General features: G+C 63.0%; 19 protein-coding genes. All 19 read right to left on the bottom strand.

The window, feature by feature from the left end; translation table 11 throughout:
- Positions 1-37: 37 nt before the first annotated feature.
- Positions 38-2722, bottom strand: coding sequence for a GNAT family N-acetyltransferase (locus VNN55_11670; protein HWO58212.1), 2685 nt, complete (start codon positions 2720-2722; stop codon positions 38-40).
- A 321-nt stretch (positions 2723-3043) separates the two neighbouring features.
- Complete coding sequence (locus tag VNN55_11665) at positions 3044-3928, bottom strand: trypsin-like peptidase domain-containing protein (GenBank protein ID HWO58211.1); 885 nt, start codon at positions 3926-3928, stop codon at positions 3044-3046.
- Between the two features lie 3 nt (positions 3929-3931).
- Positions 3932-5413, bottom strand: coding sequence for an aconitase family protein (locus VNN55_11660; protein HWO58210.1), 1482 nt, complete (start codon positions 5411-5413; stop codon positions 3932-3934).
- 362 nt (positions 5414-5775) lie between these two features.
- The gene (locus VNN55_11655; protein ID HWO58209.1) at positions 5776-6282 is read right to left on the bottom strand and encodes an HIT domain-containing protein; all 507 of its coding nucleotides are present in this window, start codon (positions 6280-6282) and stop codon (positions 5776-5778) included.
- A 53-nt stretch (positions 6283-6335) separates the two neighbouring features.
- Complete coding sequence (rlmD, locus tag VNN55_11650) at positions 6336-7721, bottom strand: 23S rRNA (uracil(1939)-C(5))-methyltransferase RlmD (GenBank protein ID HWO58208.1); 1386 nt, start codon at positions 7719-7721, stop codon at positions 6336-6338.
- A 1-nt stretch (position 7722) separates the two neighbouring features.
- Positions 7723-10071 (bottom strand): heavy metal translocating P-type ATPase, encoded by a 2349-nt coding sequence (locus VNN55_11645; GenBank protein HWO58207.1) that lies wholly within the window; start codon positions 10069-10071, stop codon positions 7723-7725.
- 66 nt (positions 10072-10137) lie between these two features.
- Entirely contained in the window at positions 10138-10536 is a 399-nt protein-coding gene (locus VNN55_11640) for a DUF302 domain-containing protein (protein HWO58206.1), read from the bottom strand.
- Positions 10537-10608: 72 nt separating this feature from the next.
- Positions 10609-11751, bottom strand: coding sequence for a cystathionine gamma-synthase (locus VNN55_11635; GenBank protein ID HWO58205.1), 1143 nt, complete (start codon positions 11749-11751; stop codon positions 10609-10611).
- Positions 11752-11807: 56 nt separating this feature from the next.
- A complete protein-coding gene (locus tag VNN55_11630) occupies positions 11808-13187 on the bottom strand; it encodes a pyridoxal-phosphate dependent enzyme (GenBank protein HWO58204.1) in 1380 nt (459 codons plus the stop codon).
- A gap of 233 nt (positions 13188-13420) precedes the next feature.
- Positions 13421-15112 carry an NERD domain-containing protein gene (locus tag VNN55_11625; GenBank protein HWO58203.1) on the bottom strand — a complete coding sequence of 564 codons (1692 nt, stop codon included), beginning with the start codon at positions 15110-15112 and terminating at the stop codon, positions 13421-13423.
- A gap of 415 nt (positions 15113-15527) precedes the next feature.
- On the bottom strand, positions 15528-16265 hold the full coding sequence (locus tag VNN55_11620; protein ID HWO58202.1) for a TonB family protein: 738 nt from the start codon (positions 16263-16265) through the stop codon (positions 15528-15530).
- A gap of 146 nt (positions 16266-16411) precedes the next feature.
- Positions 16412-17158 carry an energy transducer TonB gene (locus tag VNN55_11615; protein HWO58201.1) on the bottom strand — a complete coding sequence of 249 codons (747 nt, stop codon included), beginning with the start codon at positions 17156-17158 and terminating at the stop codon, positions 16412-16414.
- Positions 17159-17767 carry a biopolymer transporter ExbD gene (locus VNN55_11610; protein ID HWO58200.1) on the bottom strand — a complete coding sequence of 203 codons (609 nt, stop codon included), beginning with the start codon at positions 17765-17767 and terminating at the stop codon, positions 17159-17161.
- Positions 17768-17847: 80 nt separating this feature from the next.
- Entirely contained in the window at positions 17848-18366 is a 519-nt protein-coding gene (locus VNN55_11605; protein ID HWO58199.1) for a biopolymer transporter ExbD, read from the bottom strand.
- Between the two features lie 3 nt (positions 18367-18369).
- Positions 18370-19110: a MotA/TolQ/ExbB proton channel family protein gene (locus VNN55_11600; protein ID HWO58198.1), complete on the bottom strand. Its 741-nt coding sequence runs from the start codon at positions 19108-19110 to the stop codon at positions 18370-18372.
- A 113-nt stretch (positions 19111-19223) separates the two neighbouring features.
- A complete protein-coding gene (locus VNN55_11595; GenBank protein ID HWO58197.1) occupies positions 19224-19946 on the bottom strand; it encodes a hypothetical protein in 723 nt (240 codons plus the stop codon).
- 54 nt (positions 19947-20000) lie between these two features.
- Positions 20001-21764, bottom strand: coding sequence for a tetratricopeptide repeat protein (locus VNN55_11590; protein HWO58196.1), 1764 nt, complete (start codon positions 21762-21764; stop codon positions 20001-20003).
- A 119-nt stretch (positions 21765-21883) separates the two neighbouring features.
- A complete protein-coding gene (locus VNN55_11585; protein HWO58195.1) occupies positions 21884-22114 on the bottom strand; it encodes a hypothetical protein in 231 nt (76 codons plus the stop codon).
- 226 nt (positions 22115-22340) lie between these two features.
- Positions 22341-23011: hypothetical protein (locus tag VNN55_11580; GenBank protein ID HWO58194.1), on the bottom strand; the 671-nt coding region annotated here is incomplete at its 5' end.

The raw sequence follows: 23011 nt of genomic DNA, 5'->3' as shown, positions 1-23011 counted from the left end.
GATTTGAACCCTGGGCTAAAGAAAACGGCGGGGCGGATCAGGCAAGATGGCGCTCGACGTCGACCGTGGTGTCGTCGTCGGCATAGGTGACGGCGAAGCCGCGCTTCTCGAAGACCGCGATCATCGGGCGGTTGTCGGTGGTGGTCTGCGCCACCACTCGTTTCATCTTCCAGCGTTGGGCAATCTCCAGGCAGTGGTCGGTGAGAATGCTGCCCAGCTCTTTCTTCTGCCAGGCATCGGTGATGAGGACAGCGTACTCGACCGTCTCACGGTCGGGATCGGCGATCAACCGCCCGATACCGAGCAACTGTCGCTTGCCGCCGGCGTTGTGCTCGGCGACAATGGCGATTTCGCGGTCGTAGTCGATATAGCAGTAGCGCACCGCCACCGCGTGCGAGGCCCAGTGGAAGAAGTAGCGGAAGCGCGAGTAGATCGTCTCCTTCGAGCAGGACTCCAGCATCGCCATCCAGAGCGGCTCGTCCTCGGGCTTGATCGGCCGCAGGAGCACCTCGGTGCCGTCCTTGAGCGTCACCCGCTTGACATACATCTCCGGATAGGGCCGCAACGCCAGGTGCGCATACGGCTCCGCGTCCCGTCCGACCGCCTCGCGATCGAGGATGATACGGGCATCGAGCGCGACCACCCCCTGCGGGCCGGCCAGAAGCGGGTTGATGTCCAGCTCGGCGATTTCGGGATAGTCCGCCGCCAGATAGGACAGCCGGATCAGCGACTCGATCAGCTTGCCGACATCGACCGGGGGACGTCCGCGGTAGCCCTTGAGCAACGGCCAGATTTTGAGCGATTCGAGCATCCAGCGCGCCAGCCGTTCGTTGAGCGGCGGGAAGCCGATGGCGCGGTCGCCGAACAGTTCGGCGGTGACCCCGCCCATGCCGACCAGGATGACGGTGCCGAAGGCCGGGTCCTTGCGGATGCCGGCAATCAGTTCGACCGTGTCGCGGACAGTTGCCATCGGCTGGACGGTCACCCCGTCAATGCGCGCCTGCGGCATGGTCGCCGCCGCCCCTGCCGTGATCGCGGCGAAGGCGGCGCGCACCGCGGCGGCATCGGGCAAATTGAGGGCCACCCCGCCGACATCCGATTTGTGCGTGATCTCAGGCGAGAGGATTTTCAGCACGACGGGGTAGCCCAATTGGTCAGCGGCGGCGCAGGCCGCCTCGGCATCCGCGGCGACCAGCGTGCGGGTGGTCGGGATGCCGTAGGCCGCAACCAGCGACTTGGCAATGTGCTCGGGCAGGATCACGCTCTCGCCGATCTGCGCCATGAAATCGGCGCGGATCTGCCGACGGTCCCAGGCGAAATCGACCGGCATGTCCTTCGGGGTCTCGTATAGCGTTTCGAGGTTGCGCGCGTAGGCGACCAGCGTCATGAAGGCGCGGATCGCCTGCTCCGGGGTGCGATAGGCGGAAACACCGGCGTCGATCAACAGTTGCCGTCCCTCGCGCATCGACTGCCCCCCCAGCCAAGCGGCGAGGATCGGCTTGCTGGTCGATGCGGCCAGCGTGCCTACGGCCCTGGCCATGCCGGTGGGATTGGTCATCGCCTGCGGCGTGACGATCACCAGCAGCGCATCGACCTGCGGATCATCCAGGACAATCTGCATCGCCTTTTCGATGCGCTTGGGGGTGGCATCGCCGAGGACATCGACGGGATTGGCATGCGACCAGGACGGCGGCAGGACTTGATTGAGGCCGGCGATGGTGGAGGCCGACAGCCGGGCCAGCGATCCACCGGCGGCAATGAGGGCATCAGTCGCCATGACGCCCGGCCCACCGGCGTTGGTGACAATCGCCAACCGCGAGCCGGTCGGGATCTTGTTGCGGCCGATCAGCTCGGCGCAGTCGAAGATGTCGCCAATGTCGAAGACCCGCGCCATCCCCACCCGGCGGAAGGCGGCCTCATAGACCGCATCGGAGGAGGCCATCGCCCCGGTGTGTGAACTAGCCACCGCCGCCGACTCGGCGAAACGGCCCGCCTTGTAGACAATGATCGGCTTGGTGCGCGCGAAAGCCCGCGCCGCAGTCATGAAGGCGCGAGGGTTGTTGACTGATTCGATGTACGTGATGATCGATTTGGTGTTGTCGTCCTCGCCGAAGTAGTCGATGAGATCGCCGAAGCCGACATCGAGCCCGTTGCCGACCGAGACGAAATACGAAAACCCGACCTTCGCCATGATCGCCCAGTCGAGAATCGCGGTGCACAGCGCCCCTGACTGCGACAGAAAGGCAACATGCCCCGGCTTGGGCATGCCGAGGGCGAAACTGACATTGAGATTCAGCCCCGGCACGATGATCCCGAGGCAGTTGGGACCGAGGATGCGCAGGCCATCGAAACGCGCCTGCACCTGGCGGATGTCGTCCTCCAGACGGCGCCCCGCCTCGCCGATTTCACGGAACCCGGCGGTCATGATGATGATCGCCTTGACCCCGGCTTCGCCGCATTCGCGCACGGCATCGGGGACCTTCACCGCGGCGGCGCAGATCACCGCCAAATCGGGGGTCTTGGGGAGGGCGGCGAGGTTGGGATAGCAGGGGATCCCCATCACCGCCTCGCTCTCGGCATTGATCGGATAAACCACCCCGCCGAACCCGCCGGTGACCAGGTTGGCCAACACCCGCCCGCCCACCGAGTTGGGATTGATCGTCACGCCGATCAGCGCGATGCGCCGCGGGCGAAAGAGATAGTCAAGATTCCGGACCGACATGAGGCCCTTCCCCGCCGCAACCGACCTCTCGGCCCGGCTTACCTGTTACGCGCTCCCCGGCGCGAGGAGTGTCAGAATGATGGCCGCTGCGGGATTGTGACAGACGGGAGGCGGGAGAATTTTAGACAGGGTGGGTATGCCACCGGACCACGGGTAGATTCAGAAGGCACGACGAATAACGCTCTTGGGGGGGCGATCCGCCACGGCGGAGGGCCTGCTCTTGCGTTGTGCGCGCGAATCGGATTTTGCGGCATCCTGATGCCGTGTTGAAGAACCGGCCGGCGGCGACCGCCATCCTTCGCAAATCTGTGGAGTCGTTGCTCACTTAATAAGAAGCCGAGAAAGCATGTGTCGGAGCCGTGAGGCTGGAATCACTACTCCCAATCCAGAATTTTCCGTCTTAACAAACTCTGTCTTTCCGGTCTTAGGGTTCACAAGGGGTGTCATCAGTGGCCAGTACCCAGATACAACGCCGACAAGAAAACGACCCTCCTTGAGGGGCAAACGGCATGATGGATCAGAATTTTCAAAGTAGACTGGACTGCCGCTTGAGCCGTCGAACATTTGTCCGTCTACGAGAATAGTGTCCGTTGCAGGATTGAATCCCGCGATTGTTCCTTTTCGGAAGAGGGGTAATCCTCGCTGTCCGGACTTGCCGAGAGGATATCCGAGAAAGCACACTGTCTGACCGGGGAGCATATCTTCCCAATGGGCGGTCTGTTCAGGCGCGAGAAATCTGACGGCTCCTCGAGACGCGTGTATCTCATCACTCAATGAGTCACCATCCACCAGGACTACGGCTAAGTCCAGACCATCAAGAACTGCCGTACTTCCTGTGAGACCTGGCACGGTGCTATCAATCGGGTAATGGCGTATGACTGTCGAAATAGCAGCGAATGTATCTACTCCGACTTCCTGGCCTAATGGAATACGGAGAAGAGCACGCGTGCCTTCAGCCACCAAGTGCCGATTTGTCACGATGAAGATGAACTCGCTCGTGTCAGTAAGGGCAGCTACAAATGCCGTGCCTTCGTGTCCTTCGCAGAGGATTCGTGCAACAAAGGATTGATAAATGCGGGTGTAGTAATCTCTGCTCTTGAATTCGAGGGTATCCAGATGTGATTGGGCCACTGATCTCGCGGAGAATGGCCCCCAAAGTAGTAGTTGCAGCAGGACAACCAGCCTAGCTAATCTAGGCGTGATCATGGCTCATGGCCTCCCAATGGTGTGAACGGCACCCATCAGCGCAGACACCGGCATCGGTTTCTGCAAGTTTGTCACCCGTCCAATGGTAGACAGAAACCGAGAACTGAAGCCCAACACCCTCCGCCCCAGCGCCACATCCGCCACTGAACCGCCCGCGTTGACGATTGTCTGGGCCCAGCCCTTGCGGAAGGCAGTGTGGTAGACTTGAAGGGTGGCAGGGCAAACGATGACCGGGGGATCGTTGGGGCCGACGTGGCGTCCGGCCAGTTGCTGGGCGCAGAGTTCGATTTCATAGGGGAGCGCATCGGGGCCCACGATGATGCCGCCCGGCGCGGGGGCCTGCGCCGCCGGCCGGATGGTCCATTCGCCATTCTCGCAGATTCCCACCTTCGGCTCGATGCCGCGTCCTTCGAGGAAATGTTCCTCGTCGTAGACCGCGGTGCGGTCGGGATGAGTCTGCGGGAAGCGTCCCTGCAGGATGCGGCCATAGTGGCGGCGGATCGCATCATCGAAGGTGACGATCGCCGCGGCGGCGCCGAGGGCCACCAGCGCGGCGCAGAGCTTGACCTTGCGGTCGACGGAGAGCCGTTCGATCGGCGGCCCGACCAGTTCGAGGATGCGTCCGGCCAGACTCTTGTGCCATCCCGCCTCAATCATCGCGAGAATAATGTCCTCGACATCTGACTCGGCGGGGATGCGTCGGGTGACTTCGATGCGCACCACCGGGAGCGCGGGCATGGCCGATGTGCCGGCGGGTGAATCGCTGCCGGCATGACCGACCGCCTCCGGCGTGAGGACCAGGACCCCGACCCCGCCCAATCCGCCCAGCACGCCGCGCGGCGCGGTGACAAACTGCCCGGGCAGGACCGCGCGCGCCTCGACCAGTTGCCAGGCCATGTCCCCCCGCCAGGGCGAAAGCCAGAAGGGCACACGGGCATCGGCGGCAGGGATTTCGGCATACAGATCGAGCGTCGGCTCCTCGAGCTTCGGCCCGGGCGCGAAGATGTAGGGGGCAAACTCCCCCTCGCCCTCACGCCGGCAGATCCAGTCGGCGGGGAGTTTCGCCTCGGGCCAGGACTCGGCGGCGCGCGCGAGGATCTTGGCGGTCGAGGTGTGCGGCTTGTCGGGCTTCTCGACTTTGCGCGGCTCCTCCTCGAGCAGATCGCCGGGCAGACGCAGCTCGAGTTGTTCGAGCTTCAGTTCGGCCGGCTTTTCGAGGATGCCATACTTGCGCCGCCAGCTGTAGAAGGCGGCCTTGGAGAGATTCAGTTCGCGGCCGCAACGGAAGTCATCGCCAAAGCGTTCCCAGAGATCGCGTATCTGCTGCTCGGAGAACTTCGCCTCGGTCCACGGCGGCACGCCTTTTTTGCGCCGCCAGTAAGCGACGAGATACTCGGGGATTCCGCCCAACGCCTCGGCGATCTTGTCGTCGGTCTTGTAAATCTGCTGCAGACTGATCAGGTCGGCTTTGCGCGGAATCTTCATGGCGGGCGACAGTTAGGCGGCCGGGACGGTCCCATCACCCGGCGGCTGTTAGGCGATTGCCTGTTGCGGCAATGATAAGGCGCGGGATTTAGCGAAGTCAAACGGGGGGCAAGCGATGAACGGGAAGATCACAAGATGTTGTGGATGAAGGGGTAACAGAGACGATTGCTGGACTGCCTTTATCCCGAATTGTCATTCTGAGCGAGTCCCCCGGCCGCAGGCCGGGGGACGAAGCGAAGAATCTGCTTTTTCACCGGTGGCAGCGGCATAAAGAAGATCCCTCTCCGCCTGCGGCGGATCGGGATGACAAGCGGTGCGCGATTGCTGGCAGTAGCGCCCGCAATCGGAGCGGAGCGGCCCGGCTACTTCCTCTTCGTGTGCCTGGCGAAGGCGGCTTTGAGTTTGCGATGCATGGCGCGCAGGTCGACGGAGATCACGCGTGTGTCGAAGAGCACGGGCAGGAAGTTGTTGTCGCCGACCCAGCGCGGCACCAGATGCACATGCAGGTGGCCGTCGATCCCCGCCCCGGCGGCGCGTCCGAGGTTCATCCCGACATTGATCCCCGCGGGATTCTGCAATTCGACAAGAATCTCGCTGGCGAGGGCGACCAGATCCATGATCTCGCGACGCTCGGCGCTCTTGAGCGCCGGCAGTAGCGCGACATGCCGATACGGCACCACCATCAGATGGCCGGCGTTGTAGGGATAGCGATTGAGCACGACAAACGCGGTCTGTCCGCGGTGCAGGATCAGTTCGCGCACATGCTTGCGGGTCTCCGGCTTGCAGAAGATACACCCCTCATCCTTTGCCTGCCGTTTGGCATCGAGGATGAATTCCTGCCGCCAGGGGGCATACAGGTGATCTGTCATGGGGGCAAGATGGAACGCAGGCGGGCGTGAAGCAATCCGAATGTCCGTCCCGCTCAAGGGACGCGTTCCAGCAACGCCACCGCCTCGACATGGGGAGTGTGCGGGAACATGTCGACCGCGGCGACGCGGACGAGTCGAAAGGCGTCCCGCCACAGTTGCAGGTCGCGGGCCAGCGCCGCCGGGTTACAGGAGACATAGACGATCCGTGCCGGACGGCTCTCCGCCAGAATCCGGACTACCCTGGGATGCAACCCGGCGCGGGGCGGATCGACCACCACCAGCGAGCCGGCGATCTCATCGGCCGGGGCGGCGCGCAGATAGTCGAGCGTGTCGGCGCAGACAAAGCGGCAGTTGCCGACCCGGTTGCGCGCGGCGTTGCGTTCGGCCGCCGCCACCGAATCGGCATGCGACTCAACCCCGATCACTTCCGAGGCGGCCCGGGAGAGAAAAAGCGAGATCGCCCCGGCGCCGGAGTAGAGGTCGAGAATGCGTGCCCCCTGCCCTTCGATCCACTCGATCACCTTGCCGAAGAGTTGCTCGGCGCCGCGTGTGTTGGTCTGGAAAAAGCCGGTCGGCGCGATTTCGAAAGTGAACGGGCCCAGTTGTTCGTGCAACACACCCGGCCCGAAGAAGGCCCGCCGCACATCGCCGGTGGCGACATTGGCGCGCGATGAGGTCACGGTCCACAGCGCGGTGGTGATATACGGGCAGACCGCGCGCAGGTGCGCGCCATACTGCTCGGCGTCGGGCCAGGGGTGGTCGGCGGTGACGAGATTGACCAAGACCTCGCCGGTGTGCGCGCCGAAACGCACCACGAGAAACCGCAAAAAACCGGTGTGCGCGACCGGATCATAGGACGGCAAATTTCGCTCCGCGAGAAACTCGCGGGTGTGCGCGACGATCTCCGACGCGCGCGGGTCGGTGATCCAGCATTCGCGCAAATCGAAGGAGTCGCTGTAGGTGTTTTGCGAATGCAGTCCCAGACGCAGGCATCCATCGCGGTGCCCGCCGAAGGAGAACTCCATCTTGTTGCGGTACTGCCAGGGCGGGTCGGCGCCGATCACTTCGAGTTCCGGCACCGGATCGATGCCGCCGATGCGCTGCAACTGGTCGCGCACATGCGACGCCTTGTCGGCCACCTGGCGATCATAGGCCAGATCCTGCAGACGGCACCCGCCGCATTCGCCGAAGTGGACACAGCGCGCCGGGATGCGATGCGGCGAGGGTGTGACGATTGTCTGGAGTGTCGCTTCGAGGTGATGGGTGCGGCGTTTGACGATCCGCGCGGTGATCCGGTCGCCGGGGAGCCCGCGGTCGGTGAGTACGACCATGCGTCCATGGCGGGCGATGCCACATCCACGGTCCCCCCACGCCACAATGTCCAACTCCACGATCTCCCCTTTGCGGGGAATGGCGGGCGCGGGGGTTTGTGGCTCCATCTCAGGCGGAAGATACGGGACGGAACGCGCGCAGTCGAAGCGAGTTTGTCAGCACAAAGACCGACGAGAACGCCATCGCCGCGGCCGCAATCGCCGGCGAGAGCAGCATACCGGTGAACGGATAGAGCAACCCGGCGGCGATGGGAATCGCCGCGACATTGTAGAAGAACGCCCAGAACAGATTGCCACGGATGGTGGACAGGGTGCGTTTGCCCAGCTCGACGCCATCGGCGATCGCGCCGGCGTGATGACCCAGCACGGTGATGTCGGCGGCTTCCTTGGCGACATCGGTGCCGGTGCCAATCGCGATGCCCAGATCGGCCGCGGCCAGCGCCGGCGCATCATTGATGCCATCGCCGACCATCGCAACACGGTGCCCCGCCGATTGCAGCTTCCTGATCACTTCATGCTTGTCCTGCGGGAGGACCTCGGCAATCACATCATCGACACCGATCTGCGCGCCGACATGCTCCGCCGCGGTGCGTCGGTCGCCCGACAGCAGGATGACCCGCCAGCCATGCGACTTGAGCCGACGGATGGTGGCGGCGGCATCGGGCTTGATCCGGTCGCCGATGGCGAAGGCGCCGACCACCGCATCATCGCGCGAAACCAGCGCCAGCGAATGCCCTTCCCTTTCCCAGGCCGCCAGATCACGGGCCAGCGGTGAGTCGGCTTTTAGCGCGGCCCGCCGGTCATCGAGACGGCCGATGCGCCAGCGCGACGATCCCGCACGCGCCGAAATGCCCTGCCCGGATTCAGCGGCGAAATCAGCGATGGCGACTGTGTCAGCCTCCTCGGTGCCGGCGCGGCGCGAAATCGCCTGTGCCAGCGGATGCTCGGAGCGCTCCTCCATCGCCGCAATCACACCCCAGAACTCGCGCGGGTCGATCTCGGGGGAAACCCATTCCCCGACCACCGCCGGTTCGCCCACGGTCACAGTGCCGGTCTTGTCGAGCACGACCGTGTCAATCTGCGCCAAGGATTCCAGCGCGGCGGCGTTCCTGAACAGCAAACCCAGCTGCGCGCCGCGCCCGGTGCCGACCATGATCGCCGCCGGTGTGGCCAGCCCCAGTGCGCAGGGGCAGGCGATGATCAGGACCGCGACTGCGGCCTTCATTGCCAGCAGGAAACGCGGCTCCGGCCCGATGAAAGCCCAGACCAGGAAGGTGAGCGCGGCGATCGCAAACACCGCCGGGACAAAGACCGCGGCAATGCGATCAACCAGCTTCTGGATCGGCGGCTTGCTGCCCTGCGCCTGCTCGACCAGACGCGCAATCTGCGACAGGGTCGTATTGGCGCCGCTGCGTGTCACCCGGTAGGTGATCGAGCCGGTGGTGTTGAGCGTGCCGCCGGTCACGGTGTCGCCGATTCCTTTGGCGACCGGCAATGGTTCCCCGGTGAGCATCGACTCATCGATCGACGAGCCGCCAAGGATCACCACGCCGTCGGCGGCGACCCGTTCGCCGGGACGCAGCAGCACTTCATCACCGCGGACCAATGTGGCGGCATCGACATCGACAAACTCGCCGTTGCGCTTGGCACGTGCGGTGGCGGGACGCAGGTTCAGCAACTCCTGAATCGCCGCCCGCGCCTTGCCTTTGGCGCGCGCCTCCATCCAGCGTCCGGCAAGGATCAACGTCACGATCATCGCGGCGGTCTCAAAGTAGACCGCCGGATGCGCGCCATCGGCGGAGAAGACCGACGGCCAGAGGGTGACAACCAGACTGTAGGTGTAAGCGATCAGCGTGCCCACGCTGATCAAGGTGTTCATGTCGGTGCGGAAGTGGCGCGCCGCCGCCCAGGTCGCGCGATGAAACGGCAGCGCCGCCCACCAGACTACCGGTGTGGCCAGCAGCAATTCCAGACGCGGATCGCCATGCCACGGCACCCGCATCAGGCCGCCGAGCATGTGCCCCAGCCCGACGATCATGATGCCCAGGGTCAAAGCAGCCGAAATGATCGTGCGCCGGCGGTAGTCGGCCAGTTCTTCGGCCTGCGCCCCCTCGAACAGGTGCGCCGAGTGATCGGTCATGCCGGCATGGTCGCCGTGCGAATCCGTGCGGGGTTTGTCCTCGGGCACAAGCAACGTGTATCCGGCATCCTTGACCGCCGTCGCGAGATCCTGTGGGTGCACCTTATGCGGATCGAAGGTCACGGTCGCCTTGCTGGTGGCCAGGTTGACCGAAACTGACTCAACGCCCGGAACCGCGGCAATCGCCTCTTCGACGGTCTTAACGCAACTGGCGCAGTGCATCCCCATCACCGGATAGGACTGCGACGGCGTGGCGGACGGGGCCGGAGGCGGGCCCGTATCGTGATGATGGTCATGGGCTTGCGGCATGGCGTTCATGACGGCCTCCCGATGTGATTGGCGGTCGGTTAACCACGGAGGCCGCCTCTGGGTTCCCGCGGCATGTCAGGCCAGGTTCGCGGCAACACCGGAAATCAGTTTCTCCGCCTCGTCGGCGGTGGCCACCAGATCATCCCGTCCGGTCACCGACAACATCGCGCGCGGGGACAGAAACGAGACGGTGGCCGTGTGATCGTCGTTTTCATAGACGATCACATTGCAGGGCATGAGCAGACCGACTTCGATCTCCTCGGCCAGCATGCGCGAGGCGAGCACGGGATTGCAGGCGCCGAGGATCACGTAGCGGCGGAAGTCGAGATCGAGCTTCTTCTTTAACGTTCCCTTTACATCGATCTCGGTCAGGACACCGAAGCCGGCCTTTTTCAATTCCTCGGTCACCTTGGCGACCGCGTCATCATAGGCCAACCGGGTCTTCACCGAGTAGCCGTACTTGATCTTGGTCATCTCGTGGCCCTCCTCCCATGAGAATTCCCGCGCCGCGGCGGGGCGGCGCGGGAATCAATAATCGCGAATTGCTCAATACGATGCCAGCGCGGCGTCGAGATCGGACACCAGGTCTTCGATGTGCTCGATGCCGACCGACAGCCGAATCAGACTGTCGCCCAGGCCACGCGCCTCGCGGATGTCCTTCGGGATCGAGGCGTGGGTCATCAGGCCGGGATGCTCGATCAACGACTCGACACCCCCCAACGACTCGGCCAGCGAGAAGACCTTGGTGGACTTGCAAACCTGCCGCGCCTCCTTCTCGCCGCCGTCGAGATAAAACGAGATCAGCGACCCGAATCCCGACATCTGGCTTTTGGCGAGCGTGTGGTATGGGTCGGACGGCAGCCCGGGATAGAGAACTTTAGTCACGCGCTTGTGCGCGCTGAGGTGCCGGGCGATGGTAATGGCGTTGGCCTCGTGGGCCTTCATGCGGATCGCCAGGGTCTTGAGGCCGCGCAGGGTGATCCAGGAATCGAACGGCCCCGGCACCGCGCCGATGGCATTCTGCGAAAACGAGAGCCGCTCGAAGATCCTGTCGTCGGAGAGCACAATCGCGCCGCCGACGGTGTCCGAGTGTCCGCCGAGGAATTTGGTGGTCGAATGTACGACCATGTCGATGCCCAATTCGAGCGGCCGCTGGAAATAGGGCGAGGCGAAGGTGTTGTCGACCGCCGAGATCAGGTTGTGCTTTTTCGCCAACGCCGCCACACCGCGCAGGTCGCTCACTTTCAACAGCGGATTGGAGGGCGTCTCCAGCCAGATCATGCGCGTCGTGGGCTTGATCGCCTTCTCGATCTGCGCCAGATCGGTGGTGTCGACAAAACTGAAATCGAGGCCCCAGGGACGGAAGACCTTCTCGAAGACACGGTAGGTGCCGCCATAGACATCATCGCCGCAGATCACATGATCGCCCTTGTTGAACAGCGCCATGGTGGTCGAGGTGGCGGCCATGCCCGAGGCGAAGGCGAGCCCATACCTGCCATGCTCCAGCGCCGCCAGGCATTCTTCCAGCGCCTTGCGGGTCGGATTGTGCGTGCGCGAGTACTCGTATCCCTTATGCTGGCCGATCGCCGGCTGCGCATAGGTGGCGGTCTGGTAAATCGGCACCACAATAGCCCCGGTCTGCGGCTCCGGCGCCTGGCCGGCATGAATCGCCAATGTCTCGAATCTCACAATTGATCCCTTTCCCTCATCGCGAGACAAGGGTGTTCAGCCCCTTGCACCCGGCGTCATTTCAGAGTCTTCGCCAAGTGATCCAGCAGATCGATCTTGGTGACCACACCCTTGATCGTCTCCCCGTCGACCACCACCGCCAGTTCATGCCCGCCGGTGGAGAACGCCGCCGCGACTTCACCCAGCGGCGTGTCCAGCGCCACCGTGCGCGCCGGATGACGGTTCACCTGCCCGACCGGCTCCACGATCCGATGCGTGCCGGACATCATGTGGCGCAACAGATCGGCCTCACTGATCACGCCGACCAGCCGTCCATCCTCCATCACCGGCATCTGCGAGATGTCGTTGGCCTTCATCAGCTCGACCACCTTGAAGACCGGCTGATCGGTGGTCACGGTCACCACCGGCTTCGGACGGCCGGCGATGACATCCTTGACCGTGCCGAGACGCACCGGCTCTTCGAGGAAGCCGTTGTCGCGCATCCATTCGTCGTTGTAGATCTTCGACAGGTAGCGGGTGCCCGAATCCGGCAGGATCGTGACCGGGCATTTGTACTCCGGATGGGCGGTCAGGTACTTGATCGCGCCCGCCACCGCCGAGCCCGAGGAACCGCCAGCGAAGAGCCCTTCCTCGGTCGTCAAACGGCGCGCGTAGAGGAAGCTCTCCTTGTCATTGATTCGGACCATGTCATTGACCACCGAGAAGTCCATCGCGCCGGTGATCATGTCCTCGCCGATGCCCTCAACTTTGTAGACTTTCGGCTCGGCCATCGTCTTCGACTTGAACCAATCGTAGAAGATCGACCCCTCCGGATCGACCGCCACAATCTGAATTTTCGGATTCTTCTCTTTCAGGAACCGCGCCGAACCGGAGAGCGTGCCGCCGGTGCCGATACCGGCGATCAGGCAGTCGATCTTGCCTTCGGTCTGCTCCCAGATCTCCGGGCCGGTGGAGCGGTAGTGGGCGTCGATGTTGTCCTCGTTGTGGTACTGGTTGAGCATGAAGGCGCCGGGCGTCTCGCGGGCGATGCGCTTGGCGGTCTCGTAGTACGAATCGGGCGAGTCGGCCGGGACATTGGTCGGGGTCACCACCACCCTGGCGCCATAGGCCTTCAACAGGTTGACCTTTTCGGTCGACATTTTGTCGGGCATGGTGAAGATGGCCTTGTAGCCGCGCACCGCCGCGACCATCGCCACGCCCACGCCGGTGTTGCCCGAGGTGTTCTCCACGATCACCCCGCCCGGCTTCAGTTTGCCGTCTTTTTCGGCCTTGTTCAGGATGTGGAGGGCCATCCGGTCCTTGACCGAACCGCCGGGGTTGAGAAACTCGACTTTGGCCAGAAGCGGCATGGCCAGACCGGAGGCCACGCGGTGTAGCGGGATCATCGGGGTCCAGCCGATGGCCTCAAGCACACTGTTCAATCGTTTGGTCGGCATGATACTCTCTTTGTCGGATTCCAAGACAGACTGATAAGGAACCCGACAGTTTTGCTCAAGTCAACCCCGCACCTGCAGGCATGCGCCCGCGCGGATACGAAGCATGTGTTGTAATCGGCACGGCGGATCGCCTGTGAGAGCTCTCCCTCCCAAACGTTACGGGAGGCCGGACGTTCTCGCTTCCGTCATTGGCACGGAGATTCTCCCGCCTTTCGCGACGGGCCTCCGCCGGTTCAGGCCTGGATGTCACTCTGCCTGAGCGGCAGACGGCAGAGTCGTCGGTATGCCTCATCAGTCGCCAGTATGTACAGAAGCGCTGAGGAGCGGGTCGCCGCGACATAGAGGAGATCGTCGACTTTTTGCGCGCTGTCAAGCTCGCAGACAATCACCGCCCGGCGTTCAAGCCCTTTGAAACGCTGGACGGTCATCGCCAGGAGGTCGCGCGAATCACGTCGCTCCGATACAAGCGTGAACGGCCCGATCTTCGATCCGTACTTCAGCGCCGTCCTCGCCTGGCCCCTCGTGCCCAGAACGACAACATCCGATATCGATACAGACTCCCTGACCAGCTCGCTCAGCACGGCTTCGATCATCGTCAACATGTGACCATTGTCGGAGTATCTCACCAACCGGGGCACGGGTCCTTCCACGCCGCTGGACAGCATGTCCACCCCGGGAGGACACAGCGGCTTTACGATCGCAAACACCGGATCAGTGTTGCGAACATTGCGATCAAGAATGACCGGGGCCGGCATCATCGGATACTTGTCCCAGCCGGAGTAGATGTTCTGGCCCTGGTCGGCAAACACGATCAGCGCGCCGCCGTCCGGGTCACTGAGCAGCAGCTCGATTAACGTCCAGTGCGCTTCCCTGAAGTCCTGCCCCTCATCCACCACAATGGCATCGAATCTGAAGGGAATCTGATTTAGCCGGTCGGCCACCAGCGACGGCAGGGTGCTTGACCACCATTCGTCGTCGTGCGCATGCGCCTCCACCTCGCCGCCCTCCCGCAACCAATTGACACATAACTCCAGGAAGGGGCCGGCGATAATGCCCTCGTGGTCCGAGGTCATCCGGCGCAGATGGTGACCGAGCGGGATGTTGAAGCAGGTCAGCAGCACGCGCTTTCCCTCTTCGGCCAGACAACGCGCCTTGTGGACCGCCAGGATCGTTTTGCCGGAGCCCGCACACCCCCTGATGAGGAGCCGTCGCTGCAGCCGCAGGGCATCGAGAATCCTCTTCTGCTGCTCGGTCAGACGCACCAATCGCTCCTCGGCCGCGCGAATCCGGGATGCGAGGGGGGCATGCCCTTCGATATCCCTGGTTCCAAACAAAGCCTTCACGCCCTCGACAAGTCGGAGTCCGTGATCGCGCCGCATGACGTTTCGGGAGAACGCGCCGTCAAGAACACGGTCAATCGCTGTCCCCAGATCGAAGAGGTCGTCCTGATTCAGAATCTGCCATTTCTGTATGTCGGCGCGCAATGCGCGGTCCCGGGGCAGCACACAGTCCGGAAATGCGACCGCGCTCGCCACCGGTATGAATTGGCCTTTGAGGGCCGGTTGTCGCTGGAGGAGTTTGACCAGCACGCGCGCGGCAACACGCGCCTGATCGAATGGATCGGCGATCTCGACGGTCCGATCATCACGGTCCATGGTCTCCCAGGTGCGCGTGTCAGCGTGATAGCGGCATCGCCCTCCTTTCACTTCCAGACAAATGATGCCTCGCAGGGGATGAACAACGACAAAATCGATCTGCCCGGCCGTCTTGCTCTCCTGAAGGGATGGATCGTCCCAAGCCAGGTCGTGGAATACATGGAGGTCGCCATCCAATTCGCGTTGGCACTTCTCAAACACCATTCTCTCCGCCGCGGACCGGCTGGCCGAGAAACGCTCACTCAACCGCGATGGAAAAAGATGCGCCATTGATCCAGGATCCCGGGGCGTGCTGATGCTCGTATGCCGGTTGCGTAAGCAATGCCGTTCCGGGCAATATACTATGGGCAGCTTAACACGGTCGATCCGGAAAAGCACATGTCTTTGCCGGAACCGCTCCAGCGCGGGCAATCCCTTCGGCCGGTCTCATCGATGCGATGGGATCGGCCTGCCTCGCCAGCTTTGCCGGACAGGGTGACCAAGGCAAGTGCACACTCATGTCGGCGCTTGACCCGTGGCCTTGCGCATTGAGTTAATCACCACGGCCCGCACAACAACGATGGGCGGCGCGGCCATGCCGGTCGGGTCAATCCAAAGTGCAACCCGACGGTCACGCTCAAGTCAATCACGTGGCCTGAACACAAAGAACCCCCGTGAGGCGGGGGTTTGTTGGTTGACCGTTCATTCAATGCAGTTTGAAATCAATCCGCTGCGAGACCCAGACGTTCACCGGCCGGCCGTTTTGGATCGCCGGGCGGAAGCGATACTGGGAGACCGCCGCCACCGCGGCTTCGTCAAAGCCGACGCTGGTACCGGATGACTTCGCGATCCGCACCCGGCGCACCGTGCCGTCGATGCCCACCAGTGCCAGGACCGTGACCGACCCCTCGCGCCCGGTCAGACGCGCCATCTCGGGATAGATCGCCGGCTCGACATGGACAAGCCGCGGAAGCTCCTCGACGGCGACAAACTCGCCCGGCTCCGGGATGTAGTCTCCCAGGTTCACCGCGACGGAGTCGAGCACAATCGCTCCATCGTTCATCCCGGCCGGCAGATTGCCCATCGACAGTTCGGTCAGTTCGGCTTGGGTCGGGAAACGCACCGCCTCGGTCACCTGTTCGTCGGGCGCCGGGACCGGGATGCCGATGGTGGGCAGGGCGGCCTGGGGCGCTGATGCCAACACGGGCGACCGATGCACCATCGTCGGAGTCGGAAACATGTCGACAGTGATCGTCCCCGTGTCCGGAGGGATGGTCGCCGCCTTCTCGCCAATCGCCAGATAGCGATAAAGCAACATCCCCGCGAACGCGCCGGCATACACGGTCACCGCCAGCACTGTCGCCAGGAGCATGTGACGCTGATTGACGCGCTTCAGTTCCCAGGCGCCATAGTCGGGCCTGGTGCCAATCAATGTGTTGGCCATAACGCACCCCCAATCCGGGTCCGCGCGGCGCGGACCGCTGTCGATTTAGATCGCAATCCGGAGGTGAGGAATCCGGCGTAAACGTCCGGAGGGCAGGCAAAAGCGCCCGCGCCCGCAGGGCACGAGCGCTTCATGTTCGGAGCCAGTTACTTCAGTTTGAATTCCACCGGGTACGTGACCCAGATGGCAACCGGGCGGCCGTTCTGGATGGCCGGCTTATAGATGTTCTTGTAGGCCGCCTCCAGCGCCGCCTCATCGAAACCGACGTTCATCCCCGACGACTTGGCGATCCGGGCCTCGCGGACTTTGCCTTCCTTGTCGACCAGGGCCTTGACCCAGACGGTGGCCTCGCGGTTGGTCAACAGCGCCACTTCCGGGTACACCGGCTTTTCTTCCTTGATCAGCGTGGGCATTTCCTGCACCGCGACGAACTCATCGGGAGCCGGGAAGTAATCCTCCAGCGGGATATCGACGACGACATCCGAACCGCCGCTGCCGTCATCGGCGCTGACGATCGGGGCGGACAGTTGCGCCAGCTCCTCGCGGGTGGCAAACCGCACTTCCTCCACCACTTCCTCGTCGGGCACCGGGGTCGGAATACCGATCGACGGCGGGGCGATATTGGGCTCGGCCACGCTCAGCTGCGGCTTGGCGGCGGTCAGCGAAGGCGGCGGCGCAATTTCGGACAGCGAACGAATCACCACGCTCTGCGCGACGATATCGTCGTTGGCGCGCGCCTTCATCCACTGGTAGAAGAGGAAGAGCCCCATGAGCGCCAGGCAGAACAGCGACGCCCACATCACGCCCAGCCCGAGATGGCGCTGGTAAAGGCGCTTCAGCTCAAACGCGCCATACCAGGTGTGCGTGATCGTTCCGGTTGACGGATTGTTCACTTAGGATCCCTCCTCCGGGGCGGTCTGGCCCGTCACTTCGGCGATCATCTTGGTGTCCAGACGGGTCCAAGGCGCCATCGAAAACTTGTAGGAGAACTCCTTCTCGTCCGGGGGGAGCTGGCCGCGCTCCTTGGCGAGTTTTTGCGCCTCGCGGAAGCGGTACTCCACCAGTTCGATGCGGTCCAGCACGCCGACCATGCTGTTGTATTTCGCGTCCTTGTGGATCTTTACCACCGTGATCAGGCCCGGGATCTCGCGCACCTTTGACTGCAGCAACTGCGGCAGCCCGGCCAGCGAGACGGTGTCGGGTTTCTCGGTGCCCATCGACCAGAAGATGCGATCTTCGTCGCCGATACGGGAGACGCGCAGCGTCAGCAGTTCGGACTGCTTGGTCTTGATCTCCGTCTCTTCGGCTTCCTTGGGCGGCAGGTTGATTTCCATCGCCTGCGGCTCGGCAAAGATCGTGGAGACCATGTAGAAGATGAGCAACAGAAACGCGATGTCGACCATCGGCGTCATATCGATGCGAATGCCGATACGGCGCTTGGGACGTCGCAATCCCTTCTTTTGTTTGCCGCCACTTGGCGCGGCGACATCAACGGCACCCATTGTCGGGCCTCACTGGGGGACCGTCCACGGTCCCAATGGTTTATACACGCAAGCCGGGCCGATCATCCCGGCTGCATGGACTAAGAGCCGGTGTTTACGGCGCGACGATTGACCGACGGATCCAGGTCGGTGACAACCTGGAAACTGGTCAAGTTCTCCGCCTGCATCGACTTCATGACCTTGTCAATCGTGCCGAAGGAGCAATCCTTGTCCGCCTTGAGCACGAGGAACGGATTGCCGATCCGGCGCTTGAGCGCTTCGGCGCGCATCCGCTGAATCTCGGTCGCGACGCCTTCGGGCGTGGCCACCGAGTACTCGCGCGACGGCACTTCGATCGAGTCGCCCACCTGCGGGTCGAACTTCTTGGTCATCATGATCAAGTCGACATAGACCGAGTCGTCCTTGGTCACGGTGATGGTGATGAAGTTCTTCTTCGGCAGGTCGCGCTGCGATGACGACATCGGCAGCACCACCGACTTCTGCTCCGGCGGCTTGAACTGCGTGGTCGTCATGTAGAAGATCAACAGCAGGAAGGCGATATCGACCATCGGCGTCATGTCGATGACGACGCCCACCCGCCGTTTGCTCTTTTTCAGCATGACTTAGTTACCCGCCCCACGCGCCTCGCGCGCCTTGAGAAGCTGGACGACCTCATAGGACGCTTCGTCGATCGTGTAATTGAAGCTATCCACCTTGTTGACGAAGAAGTTGTACGCCACGATGCCGATGATCGCGTTGAACAGGCCGCCGGCTGTGTTGACCAGCGCCTCGGAGATACCGGTCGCCAGCGAGGTGGCGTCGATGACGCCGCCCGCGGCGTGGCCGGTGGCGTTGAACGCGCGGATCATGCCGATCGTCGTGCCCAACAGACCCACCATGGTGGCGATCGAGGCGATGGTCGACAGCGCGATCAGGTTGCGCTCCAGAAGCGGCACCTCGAGGGCGTTGGCCTCCTCGATGGCGCGCTGGGTCTCTTCGATGCGCTTGTCGGTGTTCAGTGTCCGGTCATCCTTGACCTGGGTGTAGCGCTCCACACCGGCGCGGAGCACGTTGGCGCACGAGCCGCGCTGCTTGTCGCAAGCGGCCATGGCGGCCTTGAAGTCGCCGGCCGACAACGATTCGACCACTTTCTTGAAGAACGCCTGGATCGACATCTGCCCGCGCGCCTTGCGCAGGGTGAACAGACGCTCGAGAATGAACGCCACCAGCATGACCGCCAACGCGATGAGAATCGCCACCAGCGGGCCGCCTTCCTTCAGATAGGCCGGCAGCTGGCTCCAGATGATGAAACCGGTGGCCAGGGCAACGACCAGGACCACGGTCACAAACAACCCCTGCTTCACACTCTCCTCCTTACGGATGAACCATCCGGCGCCATGTGAGTCGAAGGCCGATCACCGACGCCTTGTCTGAATATTCCCCGTCTCTCCGGACGAACCCTGCTGTCCGGATGGTTTTAGAGATCTCCCGATTTGACGGCGCAGATCAGCGCGCCGGCCACGGCCAGATAGCCCCCCAGCGAAAGGACCATGAAGAGCGCCGCGGTGTTGTATTTCTCCGGCCCCTCGATCAATCCCCAGGACTCAAACCCCGGGATGTGCCCGCCGATCAGCGAAAGCAGAAAGATCAATACGCCGGCAAAGAAGACATAGTACGACAGCTTCAACGGCGTGCGCAGCCCGATCAAGTATTGCTCAGGCGTCCGGGCCTTGCGCCAGACCATGACCACCGTCCAGGCGCCGAGCACCGGGGCGCCGAGCATGACCACCAGCGCCAGCAACGCCGACAGACCGACCGCCAGCCCGGCGGAAAACGCGGTGCCGAGCCCGCCCAACAGCGCCCCAAGCGCGTCCGGCCAGTACATCGAAAAATCCGTCCCCGCGCTGGTCCGGTACCCCACCCAAGGCAATGCCACGGTCAGAACCATGAGGGCCCCGGCAGCCGACAACACCCAGCGGTCGATCTTGCCCATTGCTTCCTGCTCCAGAAGCGACGACTCCCGGTAGAGCACCGACTCGCCCAGCCCGGTCTTGACCTTAGCGACATACTGCTGCGCTTCGGCCTCCGATTTCCAGAAGGGCTCAATTTTCTTCGGAAAGACCTGGAAACCGATATAACGGTAGCGGTCTTCCATTTTAATGCCGCCGTCGCTGCGCGGCGTCTCCGTGGGTTGGGCCATGTCCTCTATCCGTGGTGAAGGCGGGTCCGGGAGGGGAATTCCTCCGACCCGGGACTACTCGACCGTCTCCTCGTCGATCCGGTTCATCAGGCTCTTGGCGTCCGCATGCTGGGGCGAGCACTTGACGACCAATTCGAGGAGTTTATAGGCTTCTTCTTTCTGACCGTTCTCATTGAGCGCGTAGCTGTACCACCACCGCACCTCATTGAGCTGCTTGTCGCACTCCGGCTTGCTCTTGAGGCACTCGTAGGCGCGCTTCAGGTGCGGCAACGCGGCGATGTAATCCCGGGTGGAGAACAGGCTGAAGCCATACCACTGGCGATGGTCGCAGACATCGGGCTCGCGCTCGACCAGCCAGCGATAGCACTTCTGCGCCTCGGCCGGCCGGCTCAGCCGGATCAGGATCGGCCCGGCAATTTTGTAGGCGCGGGCGCGGTAGGAGGCCTCCGCGGAGGTGTCGACCTCGGCGGCCTTCAGCAAAAGCTCCACCGCGCGGCCACTGTTCTCCATCTTCAGGTAGGGCAATGACGCGTTAAACAGGACGCGCGGATCGTTCGGCGAAGATTGAACCAGTTTCTCAAACTCGACCGCGGCTTCCGGATAGCGACCGGCGTTGTAGAGAGCCATCGCCTGCCCGCCGACAGAACGAGTGTCTTCCGGGTCCAGCTCGGCGGCCCGTCGGTAGTTCTCGGCGATTTGCAGCGCGAGACTGGTGTCCTTCAGCGCCTCCATGCAGACGGCGGTGCGCCAGAACAACTCGGCGTCGGACTTGGTCCACTGGTAGGGCGGATCCTCGGCCTCGCGCAGCTCGCGATACTTCACGAAGGCATCGATGGCGGCCTGGTAGTTGTTGAGCAGCATGTTCGACCGGCCGAGGTAGAAATACAGTTCGGGGTCCTTCGCGCCGGTGTTGATGGCGTTCTGCAACTCCACAATGGCTGAATCGTGGGCGTTGAGCAGGTAGTAGACGGTGGCAATGTTCTTGGCGACCAGAACCGGATTCACCTCGGGATCGACCTCGCGCACCTTTCGATACAACGAAAGCGCCGCCTTGTATTGCGAAACGGGGTCGCCACCCGATTTGCTCTGCGCCGCGATCATGTAGATGTTGGCCAGAAGGAAGTAGGCCTCCTCGAAGGTCGAGTCGCGCTTGAGGACTTCAATGAGCAGCGGCCGCGCCTCGCTCAGCTGCTTCTGTTGGTAGGCGGTCTGCGCAATCCGAAACATCAAATCGACGCGGGTCGAGTCGGCAGCCAGCACCGCTTCGTACTCGCTTTTGGCCAAGGGGTAGATCTGGCCCTTCTGGTAGGCGTCGCCCAGCGCTTCGCGGTAGACGAGGTTCTCCTCATCGTCGACACGCGCGCCCAGAAGCCATTCCTGCGCTTTGGAGTAGTTGCCGTTGGCCATCTCGGCCAGCCCAAGGACATACTTGAGGGCGGCGGCCTTCTTGGGGTCCTTGGTCTTGGCGACCGGTTTTTCAAGCAGCGGGGCGACTTCGGTGGGCTTGCCGGCCTTGATGAGGGCCTTGCCGTAGGCCACCAGCGCCTCGTGATCATCGTAGCGCTTCTTGGTGACCGCCTCGGCCAACGCCTTCTCGGCCTCGGCCCACTGCCCCTTGCCATAGTGGATGACGCCCAGGAGATAGTAGGCCTCGCCCGACTGCTCTCCGGAATTCATGAGCGGCTGGAGCAGCTCCATGGCCTTGTCGTAGTCGCCGGCCTCAACCGCGGCCCGGACAGGCACCAGATCGGACTTGACCGCCCACGCCGTCAGAGCCGTCGCGAACACGAGGATGGCAAGGCACAGACTCCGGGCCATGTGCTTCAACGCCTTCACGCTATGACCCCTTGGACCCCCGGCGTACATAAGACCTGTATTTTTCCCGATTTTGCACCTCGAGTCAAGCGGATTCTCCGCCATGGCTCTCACCGCCTTTGTCAAATTCGCGACTTCCCGCGATCAGACAGCCAGCCGAGCGCCAGCCGAACCAGCGCATACCCCATGATGACCCAACCCAGCGTCCGTCCCGAGGCGCCGCCGATCGTCGGTGCCGTGGCGACCAGCCAGAGCCCGACACCAATCAGCACGGCGGAAAACCCCCAGCGCCACACGCGCATCGGGTTGATGCGCGCCGGAACGTCGGGCTCGGTCGGGTTCACCAGGCGCACCAGTTACCACTCCCCGAATCTCTTACAGTTGAGCGGGCCATTTATTTCACACCGTGTCTGCCGTTTCGGGCGCGACATGGGCCTCGATTCCCTGTCAAAGTCTGACCTCTTTTGACAGGTTGTACACGCGGAACGGCGGAATGGCTGATTCTGGCACACCGACGCCGTCGGGCGCGGCGGGCGAGAGTCCCCCAACGCGGTTCCGGGGCGAGCCAAAATCACACGCTCAGGTGCGTTTGGCCAGTTTATCCTGGATTCGGAACCACTCCTCTTCCATCTGCGGGATTGTGCCGCCGTAGATCTTCTCGATCGAGGGACGCAGCTCCAGCGCGCTGCGCCAGAGCATCTTGAACTGGTCGGTGCCGTAGCGCTGGATCAGAAATGCCACAAACGAGGCGCTGGCGTACTTGTACACCTCCGGGTCGCTGGCCGACTGGCGGTAAAGGAGGTCCTCCAGCGTCGGCCAATCGCGGCTCTGTCGCAACCCGAGGGCTTCGTAGTGGATGTTGCGATCGCGCTCGTCGAACAGGTTGCGGATGCCATCGCGAATCAGCGGGAACGACGCCGCCTCGCGGTCGATGGTGTTGCACATGGCCTCGGCAACCAGCCCGCCGATCGGCGCACCGAGCCGGGTGTAGATGTTCAGCCCGTCGACGAAACTGGCGGGACGTCCGGTGGCCGCCTCGCAGTCTTCGGTGGTGGTGAACAAATAGATGCCGATGTCATCGTCGATCTTCAGTTTCAGCTGCTTGGCGATGTAATCGTAGGTGTCATCGCAGGCCTTGCCGAAGGCCTCGATCCCGCGGCGGGGACGGGGCGAATTGGCCGGCGTGTAGACGGTGAAATTGACCGCCTCATACTTTCGCCAGTTATTTGCAAATGTCTGCGGATCGGGCC

The sequence above is a fragment of the bacterium genome (assembly GCA_035559435.1).
In the GTDB taxonomy this organism is placed as follows: domain Bacteria; phylum Zixibacteria; class MSB-5A5; order WJJR01; family WJJR01; genus JACQFV01.
The sequence above is the reverse complement of the archived record's forward strand: the minus strand, read 5'-3'. Positions and strand labels throughout refer to the sequence as shown.